Raw genomic sequence first — 11,812 nt, 5'->3', positions numbered from 1 at the left:
AATGATGTTAGCGATAGCAGGTTGTAATGAAAAACCAGCCGCGACGGATGCCGATAAAGCCCATCAATACAACGTGGATACTTCAGTAAACCACCTCTTAAAACCTGTAAATGAAAGGGTGGTATCTAATATTCCTGTGATTTCGGCTGTAAAAGGGCCTAAGATTCTAACTGAAACCGTACCAGGTATCATTGATTTTGATACCCGTAACACTATTACACTCTCTAGCAGGGTAAGTGGGAGAATTGAAAGGATGAGGGTTCGTTTCAATTATCAACCTGTATCGAAGGGTGAGCTACTTATGGAAATTTACTCGCCTGATTTAGTAGCTACACAGCGGGAATTATTATACTTGGTAAAGGCTGGCTCAGATGAACGATTGGTGAAGAGTGTAAAGGAAAAGCTGTCACTATTGGGAATGACTTATTTGCAAATTAATGATGTGATCACTAAAGGACAACCACAATATCGGATAGCCGTTTTCAGCCCAGCCAGCGGCTATATTCTTGAATCTAATTCTGCTGGAGCCGCAAGAAATGAAGTCCTGATATCTGGGCAGGGAAATAATGGAATGGAAGGAATGGGTAATGAGTCGGTAGATATTGAAGGAGTTTCTTCCATTAAACCAGATCTTTTTCGCAATACCCCAATCCTAACTAAAGAGGGGGAGTACCTGACTGCCGGTGAACCGGTTTTCAGTATTTACCAGAATCATGGATTAATCGCCCGTTTCAGTTTTAATAATCAATTGGCTTCGTATATACATAAGAATAGAAAAATGTTGATCTGGGCATTGTCTGATTCGCTTAATACACATATGGTGAAAGTTGGATTTGTGGAACCTGTTGTATTAAATGGGAGGTCCTTTTCGGAAGTTCGTGTTTACCTAGATAGAAAAGATTTCCGTCCAGGACAGATAATGACTGCATTAATGGCATATACTGTTAATGATGGCTGGTGGCTACCACGAAAAGCAGTTTGGGATCTTGGCGATAGGCAAGTCATATTTCACAAAGAGGGAAATGTGTTTCTACCAAAAGAGATAAGGACCGGAGTTAAGGATGATGAATGGGTTCAAATACTGGACGATATCAGTTTATTAAGAATATCATCCAATGCCTGGTTTCTGGTGGATAGTGAAAGCTTTATTCCTACTATAGAAAATAACAAAGAATGAAACGAAAATCATTTTTGAAAGTTTCGCTTTTTGCGCTGTTAGAATTTACGATAATATTATCTGCATGTAATGATCAAAAAGCAAATCAGGCAGAAGCTATGCCTGATAATTTCACCTGTCCAATGCATCCACAAATCATACAAACCAAGCCAGGTACCTGCCCTATCTGTGGTATGGATCTGGTTTTATTTGATAGGAATAACCAGGAGGCAAAACTTATTTTAGATAAGAATCAACAGGCACTGGCAAATGTTCAAGTTGCGGTAATCGGATCGGGCAAAATTGGCAGCCAAACAATGCTTAATGCCAGGCTGGTTAAAGATCCTCAAAGCAATGCGGTTGTCAGTAGCCGGATAGCAGGTCGTTTGGAAACACTATATATAAAAGAACCTGGGGTAACCGTTGCTAAAGGGCAACCCCTCTACCGGATATATTCCGAACAGTTAATGAGTTTACAACAAGAGTATTTGCTCGCCCGTGCGCAGTCGGTCGCATTTAAGGAGGATAAGCGATTTAAGGATATTACGGCAGCCGCCGAACAACGTCTTATGTTATACCAGCAAACAGAAGCGCAAATCCAGCAACTCATCAAGTCAGGTAAACCCGAACCATATTTTACGTATTTTTCACCCCTCAGTGGAAAAGTTTCAGAGCTTTCTGTAACACAGGGGCAATTTGTAAGTGAGGGAACTACACTAATGCAAATCGAGAATTATGACAGGCTTTGGGTAGAGGCAGATATTTATCCTTCAGAAATTATTCAAGTTAGAAAAGGTATGATGTTTCAGGTTATAGTGGGGGGAAATACAGGAACTAAAATGCCAATGCGGGTAGAGTTCATTGAGCCAGCAATTGACCCAAAAACACAGTTAATCCGGATTCGAGGCACTATAGTTAATCCCAATAAGTTGTGGCAGCCAGGATTATCCGCCCAAGTGATTCTACCCGGTAAAACATCAAAAGAATTAATTACAGTGCCTTCGAATGCTATTGTGCGGGATGGCGCTTCAACACATGTTTGGAAAGAAGGGGAGACTAATACTTTTGTGCCAGTTGAGGTGGTGATAGGGGAGGAAGGAATGAATGGCACGGAAATAGTAAAGGGACTTCAGGAGGGTGATAGGGTAGTGGTAAGCGGAGCATATCTGTTATACAGCGAGTTTATTCTCAAAAAAGGCAGACATCCGGTTAAGCAGCATTAAAATTTATTAATTCATATTAAAATCAATGAAATGATCAGAATGACAATCAAAATCGGAATCCTTTCCATTTTATCAGTTTCACTGGTTGCTTGCGGGGATGCAGCTACCAAAACGGAAGATCATAGTGGACATGACACTATGACCATAACAACAGTTAATTCTGATTCAACTGTTTCTGTGAGTCTTAAAGATGCTTCTCTAAATGCAGTATACCAACATTATATTCATCTCAAGACAGCACTTGTTAACGGTGATGTGGTAGAAGCTAAGAAAGCTGCAATGGCTATTGAAGAAGGCGCCGTACAACTTACAGATGGTAAGGCAATTGCAGCAGAGGCGGCAAAAGTTTCAGCAACCTCAGATATTGAGACGCAGCGTGTAGCTTTTTCAACAATGAGCAATCTTTTGATACCCAAAGTGAAGGCCAGTGGTTTCAATAGTGGGGAATTATATGTGGAGTACTGTCCTATGGCATTTAATGACAAAGGAGCACAGTGGATTAGCAACGAGAAAGAAATTCGCAATCCATATTTTGGAGATAAGATGCTTACCTGTGGCGAAATTAGGGAAACGCTTAAATAAGTAGATAAGTAGATTTTTATATAATGGCGATGGGCTGGAAGTTTATTCTTTTTTGCTCATCGCCATTTATTTATTTTAATTTACCATACTTATAAAGCATGGATTCACTAACGCATATAGCAATAGGAGCCTGTATAGGCGAAGCTTTCTGGGGAAAATCTATTGGTAAAAAGGCAATGTTTTGGGGGGCGGTTTCTCAAAGTGTTCCCGATATCGATTTTATAGCAGGATTTTGGATGCCTCTTTCAGAGGAATTACTTGCTCATCGTGGCTTTACACATTCCTTCTTATTTGTTGTGCTGATGACACCACTTCTTGCACTCATTGCAGACCGTATCCATCTACCTAATGTCAGCACTTTAAAGAAATGGATGTTATTTTTCATAGCAGAAATGCTTATCCATGTTTTTTTAGACGGATTTAATAATTATGGTACGGCCTGGTTTGAACCTTGCAGTCATTACCGTTTTTCTTTTAATACACTTTACGTAGCAGATCCATTTTTCTCAATTTGGCCTGGAATTGCCGCTTTTATAATGTTGGTAACGCCAATGCTTAGTGTCCGACGACGTTTCTGGTGGAAATTTGGAATTTATATTCCTGCCATCTATCTCTGTTATGCAATGGTGAATAAGCTCAATATTGATAGAGATACACGCCAAATTCTTGCAGCCCAGAATATACGAGTGAAGAGATACTTTACAACACCCACGCCATTGAATAATTGGTTATGGTTCGTTGTAGCAGGTAATGATAGCGGTTACCATGTAGGATTCCGTTCTGTATTTGATCGGCAGAAAAAGATCGATTTTCAATACTTCCCCAGAAATGCACACTATCTAGATTCCATCGCGGATCACGAAGATGTTAAAAACCTGGTTCGTTTTTCACAAGAATTTTATACAGTCGAAAAAAGAGGAGACAGTCTGGTTTTCAATGATCTCAGATTCGGTCAGATTATTGGCTGGCATGATCCCCGGCAAAAATTTGTATTTCATTATTACCTCACCCATCCTGAAGACAATGAAATAATTGTTCAGCGGGGGAGGTTTGCGGGCTGGAATAAGGAAACGGCAATGTCTCTGGTTCGGAGGATAAAAGGAAATTGAAATGGCTAAGGTAAAAAAATGACCATTTAGCAAGTTAGCTCTACTAAATGGTCATTAATTTTAAAATTGGAGTTAAGAAGTGTACTCTTCAACTTTTTCTTTCAAAGAATCTACCTTGTTAAGCATGTTATTACGTACACTTGAAAGGCGATCTTTTCCTTCATTAATCTTATCCAACAAATCATCTGAAAACTTTTTTGTGCCATCTGCAATCTTTTTGCGAGTATGTTCGCCTGAATCAGGAGCAAACAAAACACCCAGTATGCTTCCGATTGCCACACCTGCGGCAACTGCCGCAAGTAACTTATTTGTGTTTGTCATGATAAATAGGTTTATATGATGGATTTATTAGCCTTTCTAAGATAACAAATTAGTCAATAATTACAATTGATAGTTAACAGGGTGGACCATGATTCTTGTCAATTTTAACATCTCTAACGCCTGCATTATTTTGGTTTTCCAAAAGCTGAATCTTTGGATTTAATCTTTTCTTGTTTACGGAAATAGCCTCTTAATAAGAAATTGTGTTTTAGCGCTTTCATATTGTCATTGAATGCAGCAGTGCTATTCTCCACGTTAGTTAGGGTATTATGGAGTTTGACAACCATTCCAGAATCCTTTAATATGGAATTCGCAGGCCCATTACCTGATTCTATATCATGTTTTATACCTTTGAGGAGCTGATCTGTTTTTTCAGTCAGGGCTGCAGCATTGGAGGCTGCGTGGTTTAATTTGGAAAGAGCTTCGCCCAGCTGGGTGGCCAATGTAGTATCAAATAATATTTTTCCTGCTGATCCATTTCCTGATTTGATATCGTTAAGCATTCCATTCATATCTGAGGTCAGCATATTAGTATTTTCAGAAGCTTTCCGGATATTTTGCAATGTGGTTGTTAGGTCTGTAGCCAAGGTGTCATTTTCAATGATTCTCCAAAAGCCACTACTTCCATTTAATCTTTTGACGGCTGTCAGGAGTTCAGACGAGAGTTCCGCAGCATTCTGGTTAGTGGTAGAAAGTGTTTCAAGCATCTGGTCTGTATCCGTTGTTTTTTTCCCCATAATCACGTCACCTTCCCTGATGGGCCTGCCTGTTCCCGGGCCTGCAATTAGATTAACTATTCTGTTTCCTATCAAGCCTTCAGTTCCAAGTGAAGCAATAGATGTATTCAGGATTTTATTAGCAGCATCCTCATTGATCAACATAATAATTTCAATACTAGTATCTGAAAGCAGGTTAACTTCACTCACTGTTCCTACCTGGATACCAGAATACCGAACATTATTCCCGCTCACAAGCCCTCCTGCATTCCTCATTCTTGTGCTTATGAGAATGTTGGAACCAAACAGATTCTGGTCCTTTCCTATCATGTAAAGCGAAATCACAAGAAACAATATACCGGCTATGGTGAAAATTCCAAGTTTAAGATTGTTGATTCGTGATTCGGCCATATTGCAAAATTAATCAAAGAATTGCTTAACTACAGGATCATCCGAAGCTTTCAGCTCATCATAGCTACCGGTAGCATATGCGATTCCGTCGGTTAGCAGGGTAATCCTGTCAGCAGTGATTTTAATACAATTCATATCGTGTGAGATGATTATAGAAGATGTCTTATACTTTTCCTGTATGCGGACCATCAATTCACTAATCTCCTTGCCGGTAATAGGATCCAAACCGGTTGTAGGTTCATCATAAAGGATAATTTCCGGACGCAAAATTAATGTTCGGGCCAGTGCTATTCTTTTTCGCATACCACCGGATAATTCAACGGGCATCATGTTAAGCGTATGGGCGAGACCAACATTTTCCAAGGCTTCCTCGATCAATTCAAGTTCTTTTGTCTGGCTCTTTTCAATCCAATGTCTTCTGAGGGGGAAGGCAAGATTTTCTCTAACTGTCATGGAATCGTAAAGGGCATTACTCTGGAATAGAAATCCAATGCGGGCACGTATATGATCAAGTTCATCTTGTTCCATTTCGGGAATGGATTCGTTGAAAACATTAATTATACCACTATCGGGTTTGAGCAGCCCAATAATGCATTTAATCAATACAGATTTGCCACTTCCGGATTTACCAAGTACAGCAAGGTTTTCCGCTCGGTTAAGATCCAGATCGAAGCCTTTTAATACAGCATTAGTTCCAAATGCCTTATATAGCTTTCGGATACTAATTACCACTTCGGTCTTATTTAAGCTCCGCTCTTCCATTAAATTAATTTAAACCCAATAAATCGGTTACCTGAACGGCCAGCAGATCAAGGACAAATACCATCAGGCTCGACACCACAACTGCACTATTTGCACTTCTACCCACCCCTTCTGTACCCTTACTTGAATTAAAGCCTTTGAAGCACCCAATTATTCCTACAGCAAATCCGAAGAAAAAGGATTTCACAAAAGCCGGGATCACATCCGAGAAAGCCAGGGCGTCAAATACCTGTGTGTAATAAAGAGTAAAAGATGTATTTGTTTTAATATTCACTCCCATAAATGCGCCATAAAGGGATATTGCATCCCCTAATAAAACTAACAACGGTAGCATAAGAGTAGTTGCCAGAACACGGGTAACTACAAGGTATTTGTAAGGATTAGTTCCACTTACTTCCATGGCATCAATCTGTTCAGTTACCTTCATACTTCCTAATTCTGCTCCAATACTACTTCCAATTTTACCTGCAAATATGAGTGCCGTAAGTACAGGGCCTATTTCCCGGATGATTGCGATTCCTACCATCGCAGGTAATTCACTTTCTACCCCGTAATCAACAAGGGAGGGTCTGAGCTGCATAGTTAAAACCAGTCCCATAATAAAACCAGTTAACCCAACCAATGGTAATGAGCGATATCCTATAATGAAACATTGATTTATAAATTCCACAATTTCATATCGAGGCCGGAAAGCCTCATGGAAAAATCGACCCGTAAATCGGCTTATAGCTCCCGCTTCATCAAAAAATTTTTGGGTAGTGCGGGGCAATTTCATACCGTTGTAGTTCACTTCAATGTAATCAAAAAATGTTGGATAGCGAATGATCTTCACCTGATGAACCCCGGAAGATCATTAAATCGCGCAGCTTCTTCTGAGCCTAATAAGAAATCTTTTACTGCCAGAAGGATAGATTTTTTGGCCGTGTACAGTTCCCTGTTATAATTAATAATTGTAGTTATTTCAGATTCATTAAGATTCGAATATGCATGCTCCTTATACAGTAGCCTTACAGAATTTGTATACTGTTCAACCACGCTGTAGTACAGACCCTCGAGTAGTTCGCTCCTCGTACTACCTGGAGCCACCATTATTTGTAACAACGGCTCCAGAAATCCCTGCATACGCCCCTGAGAAGCCTTATAGTAACCGAATTTGGATTCATTTGAAGAATTCCTGAGCAGTAAGGCATCTTGCCAGCCATCCTTCATGCTTTTTGCCCCGTACATGGCATTCCGTACTGCGGAAATTAAGGATTCAGTTCTCAATGTATTCTCAGTATCTGAATTATTGCCTTGCATTTTCAAATAGAACCCATGAATGTCGCCATGCAACTCTTTAATGAACTCATACTTATCCTGTGCCCCCTTTTTGTTGTAATCATGGTTGATAAGTTTAACCTCCACTGACAATCCCTTAAGTTCAAGGGCATCTACAAAGAAATCAATAACATGGTAAATAAAGTGAATTACTTCTTTCTCCATTGCTTGGAGTGCAAGCTCCTGGTCTGTTGGCTTAACGAGATGGAGAAACCTGGTTTCTTTTTCATTCTCTGTAAACCTTTTCTGCAAAAAATTTCCAAAAATATTCAGCAAGGGAAAAAACAGGAAAATGCTTATAATGTTGACGGTGCTCTGGAAAAAAACCAATGCTATCAGGTTGTCTTTTATACCAATTGCTTCAGTTATGAACCATAATAAAGGCGTGAGTATAAAGAAAACAACGATTGTGGTTAAGGTATTGAAAAGAAAATTTCCGAGGGCAACCCGTTTTTTGTCAGCCATTTTACCTTGCGCTGCAATTAGTAGTTTAATGGTAGTTCCAATTTCAGCACCAAGAACTATTGCGCACCCCGCATATAGGGTTATACCCCCGGTATAAATTGCAGAAAGAACAAGGGCGACGGTGGCACTGCTTGATTGGACCAAAGAAGTAATTATTACCCCGCAAATCAAAAATATTATTGGAGGGTATCGATTAAACTGGGTCAGGTCAACTTGTTCCACTGTTTCAGTAGCCCCTTCTTTCATAAACTGCAGCCCTATAAGCAGCAGGCCAAATCCCAGGAGAAAATGTAGCCATTGATAAAATCGTGAATTGCTGGAGGTAAGAGACCATGCTAAGCCAGCAATGCCGGTAAGCGGAAAAGCGAGTGATTCGATATTAATTTTGAAACCTATGGTGGCGATTAGCCAACTGGTAAGTGTTGTGCCTAAATTTGATCCCAGCATTAAAGCCAATGCGTTTTGCATACTTATGACCCCGGCACCCACAAAAGCTAAAACCATTATATTTACTACTGAACTGCTTTGAAGAATCCCTGTAACCACTGCACCGCCTAATATGCCTTTAACTTTATTGGTTGTATGCTTTCTGAGAAATAATTTGAAAGGACGCCCAGCGATCTGTTTCAGGGCCTCTTCCAGAAATCGCATACCCATAATAAAGATAACGATGCCTGCAATCAACTTCCATATTTCAGTACTTATTGCCATGTTTGAATCTCCCTAAAAGTACTATATTAACGTAATCATGAAAGCCAAAAATGCGCTTGGTGGATTCACGTTTCATAATCGGGTCAAATTGATCCGGGGAGGAAAAAATTATTTTGAAAGTCTTATTGACTTGATCCGGTCCGCAGAACATTCAATTCATCTTCAGATGTATATTTTTGATGATGATGAAACAGGAAGATCTGTTCTTAATGCATTAACCGATGCTTCTGCAAAAGGTGTATCAGTATTTATGCTGGTTGATGGTTATGCATCGCAAGGATTGTCCAGGAATTGTATTGCAGAGATTAAATTAGCTGGAATAAAATTTCGCTGGTTCGAACCACTTTTAAGGGCAAATCATTTTTATTTCGGACGAAGGCTCCACCATAAAGTTATCATTGCGGATGCCTCCAGGGCGATGGTTGGCGGTATCAATATCAGTAACAGGTACAATGATATGCCACAGGAAACAGCCTGGTTGGATTGGGCTGTATTTGTAGAAGGAGAAATTTGTGGAAAGTTGTTCCTGATTTGCCAGGATCTATGGAATAAAGCTGGATGGGGTAGGAAAAAGTCGGTTCGATATCAACTTAAACCTGAGCATTATTTAAGTGAAGGGAGTTGTAAAGTTAGAATCAGGCGAGAAGATTGGGTGCGCAGACGCACCGAGATATCGCACAGTTATATTGAGTTACTTTCTTCTGCTGAGAAAGAAGTTTATCTAATGTCAAGTTATTTCCTGCCGGGTCGCGTGATGCGAAAAAGTCTGGCAAGAGCAGCTGCCCGCGGTGTGAAAATCCATGTAATAGCGGCCGGTAAATCGGATATAGTTATGGCCAAGAATGCTGAACGTTATCTTTACCGATGGCTACTTAGAAATAGAATTTCTCTCTATGAATATCAGGCAAATATTTTGCATGGAAAAATCAGTTGCTTCGATTCAGAATTCACAACCATTGGATCATACAATATTAATTTTCTTAGTGCTTATGCCAGTATTGAATTGAATCTCGATATAAACAACAGCCTATTTTCATTTACGGTGGAACAAGAGCTAAAGAAGATAATTGAAAATGATTGCAAAGCAATTACTGAAAAGGAATGGTCAAAACAGTATAATTTATTTGAACTTTTTCTGCAACGTTCATCCTATGATATTATCCGTCTTATCTTTTTTCTGTTTACATTTTATTTCAAGCAAAGGCGATGAGAGCCTTTACCTGAATTCATAGCCTACCCCCATCAACTGGGTCAGCAATGTGTCCGGTGCATCAGTTGCTGTACACCTTCCCTCCATTTTCGGTGATATGGGCGAATGCACCGCAAGGTATTCTTCTATCATGTTATGAAGTGTTGAGCCAAGTCGTTTAGCTCCTGCTACACCTTCAATTCGGCATAATGTGGTATCCGGATCGCCCTCTCGTTCACATGCTACAATCCGATAGTTTTTTTGAATATCAAGTGGTTCACCACCCACATTTATATGTTGGACTCTTTTTCCTATCTCATTTCCAATAGTGAATTTTACTTCCATACCTTTAAAACGAACAACCCAGCCTCCAAATCGTTTTGCAGGATCTTTTGCGAATGCATTCTGGAGTTCCTTTTCCATCCAATCCCATAGCTGGCGTCCGGTAATCAGACCTTCTTTTGCCTCGCTATCTACCGGTAACATACTCCATAAATAATCCTTTGTAATTTCAGCAATTCCTGTTGACGGATCAGGAACAAGGGGTGGGCAGAATCTGAAACCGTTACTAATTGCTATATCAGGTTTAAATTTCCACATGATTGCATCTGTGATGAAATTATCCATCGGAGTTTCAATGACATAATATCTTACCAACGGAGTTTTAGTTTTTCCAATCACTTTGTCCAATTGCGCTTTAAAAGGCGCACGGGCATTTTCTACAAGCCTTTCCATTTCTGGATCTGGTTTGTATCGGTCAGGATCAACATCAAGTAACTGATAAGATTGGTCCTTAATCACTCCCTTTTCAAGAACAATATCAAGTTTGGCGAGGAACGAACCAAATGCACCCGGTTCTGTAACCTTTGTATATTTCCCTTCAATTGGGCTCCGTACCCGCTCATGGGTATCTGCACCTAAGATATAATCGACGCCTTTTACCTCAACCATGTTGGCTAGTCCAACCTGTTGGGCAAGTCCCATATGTGTAAGCAGGAAAACCATATCACAATGTTCATACTCTTTTAGTAAACGGATATACTTTGATACGTTTAATTCTGGGGATGTGAATTGAATACCATCGCTATATGCCGGTGATTGACGCTTTGGTGTTAAAGGGTCATTGTATCCTATGAACCCAATCTTTGAGCCGCCGATATATTTAATAAAGTATGGAGGAAAGATAAGATCCCCATTATAAGTATCATTTGTTTTGTGAAACATGTTTGCACAGACCTTAATGGCATTATAAGCAAACATATCTTTCATCATCATTTCCTTTCCATATACAACTTCCCAATTGCCTGGAAGCATGATGTCATAACCTATGTTATTGATAAGTGGGACAATAGCTTTACCCTCGGTCAGTGCCGCAACTCCTCCTCCCTGGAAGCAATCGCCACCATCAATTACAAGTGTTCCAGAGGGATTCTTTGCGCGTAATTGGTTGATCATGGTCTTGAGTGTTGCAAACCCACCTCTTTTCTTGTAAACTACCTTTTCATTTTCAATGAAGAATTCATCATGAATTGAAAGCTGTGAATGGATGTCGGCAGTATGAAGTAATGTAATCACTGATGCATTACCTTTTTTAACCGCTTTGTTTGCGTAAATCCCGGCCTCTTCTAAATTGCTTTCCGGGGTGCTGCTTGCAGCTGCAGCCATTGGTGTAACAAGACCACCACCAGCCCCCATTCCCAATCCAAGCATCCCGGCAGTTCGTAAAAATTCACGTCGGCTATTGGATGAAATTTCCAGGTGTAACTCTTTTTCTTTCTGGGTAAGTCTGTCTGAATTTCGATTTGTGCATGCACAATTGGATGGATGGGATCTTAACATGGCTGTTTTTT

Annotated in this window: 11 protein-coding genes; 5 read left to right on the top strand and 6 right to left on the bottom strand. The window is 40.0% G+C overall.

Translation table 11 applies throughout. From position 1 onward, the window contains the following. Position 1: 1 nt before the first annotated feature. From HY58_RS10415 to HY58_RS10400, 4 genes are all read left to right on the top strand, one after another. Positions 2-1,177: an efflux RND transporter periplasmic adaptor subunit gene (locus HY58_RS10415; protein WP_172644641.1), complete on the top strand. Its 1,176-nt coding sequence runs from the start codon at positions 2-4 to the stop codon at positions 1,175-1,177. Then, the gene (locus tag HY58_RS10410) at positions 1,174-2,379 is read left to right on the top strand and encodes an efflux RND transporter periplasmic adaptor subunit (protein ID WP_039131498.1); all 1,206 of its coding nucleotides are present in this window, start codon (positions 1,174-1,176) and stop codon (positions 2,377-2,379) included. Before HY58_RS10415 ends, HY58_RS10410 begins: the two co-directional genes overlap by 4 nt. 39 nt (positions 2,380-2,418) lie before the next feature. Continuing rightward, positions 2,419-2,961, top strand: coding sequence for a DUF3347 domain-containing protein (locus HY58_RS10405; protein ID WP_052324038.1), 543 nt, complete (start codon positions 2,419-2,421; stop codon positions 2,959-2,961). A gap of 98 nt (positions 2,962-3,059) precedes the next feature. Then, positions 3,060-4,070: a metal-dependent hydrolase gene (locus HY58_RS10400; RefSeq protein WP_039131497.1), complete on the top strand. Its 1,011-nt coding sequence runs from the start codon at positions 3,060-3,062 to the stop codon at positions 4,068-4,070. Between the two features lie 72 nt (positions 4,071-4,142). Here HY58_RS10400 and HY58_RS10395 read toward each other — a convergent pair whose 3' ends face one another. From HY58_RS10395 to HY58_RS10375, 5 genes are all read right to left on the bottom strand, one after another. Further along, entirely contained in the window at positions 4,143-4,391 is a 249-nt protein-coding gene (locus HY58_RS10395; RefSeq protein ID WP_052324036.1) for a YtxH domain-containing protein, read from the bottom strand. Between the two features lie 125 nt (positions 4,392-4,516). Beyond that, a complete protein-coding gene (locus tag HY58_RS10390; RefSeq protein WP_039131496.1) occupies positions 4,517-5,518 on the bottom strand; it encodes an MlaD family protein in 1,002 nt (333 codons plus the stop codon). A 9-nt stretch (positions 5,519-5,527) separates the two neighbouring features. Further along, the gene (locus HY58_RS10385; RefSeq protein ID WP_039131493.1) at positions 5,528-6,280 is read right to left on the bottom strand and encodes an ABC transporter ATP-binding protein; all 753 of its coding nucleotides are present in this window, start codon (positions 6,278-6,280) and stop codon (positions 5,528-5,530) included. A 4-nt stretch (positions 6,281-6,284) separates the two neighbouring features. Next, complete coding sequence (locus tag HY58_RS10380; protein WP_039132024.1) at positions 6,285-7,055, bottom strand: ABC transporter permease; 771 nt, start codon at positions 7,053-7,055, stop codon at positions 6,285-6,287. 53 nt (positions 7,056-7,108) lie between these two features. Next, positions 7,109-8,773 carry a Na/Pi cotransporter family protein gene (locus HY58_RS10375; protein WP_039131488.1) on the bottom strand — a complete coding sequence of 555 codons (1,665 nt, stop codon included), beginning with the start codon at positions 8,771-8,773 and terminating at the stop codon, positions 7,109-7,111. Positions 8,774-8,810: 37 nt separating this feature from the next. Here HY58_RS10375 and HY58_RS10370 point away from each other — a divergent pair, with 37 nt between their 5' ends. Further along, positions 8,811-9,983, top strand: a complete 1,173-nt coding sequence (locus tag HY58_RS10370) for a phosphatidylserine/phosphatidylglycerophosphate/cardiolipin synthase family protein (protein WP_256381579.1) — start codon at positions 8,811-8,813, stop codon at positions 9,981-9,983. A gap of 6 nt (positions 9,984-9,989) precedes the next feature. Here HY58_RS10370 and HY58_RS10365 read toward each other — a convergent pair whose 3' ends face one another. After that, complete coding sequence (locus HY58_RS10365) at positions 9,990-11,801, bottom strand: bifunctional UDP-sugar hydrolase/5'-nucleotidase (RefSeq protein WP_052324034.1); 1,812 nt, start codon at positions 11,799-11,801, stop codon at positions 9,990-9,992. Positions 11,802-11,812: the final 11 nt, after the last annotated feature.

The organism is Flavihumibacter sp. ZG627 (assembly GCF_000814325.1).
Taxonomy (GTDB): Bacteria; Bacteroidota; Bacteroidia; order Chitinophagales; family Chitinophagaceae; genus Flavihumibacter.
Note: the sequence above shows the minus strand (reverse complement) of the source record. Positions and strands in the feature narration are given on the sequence as shown.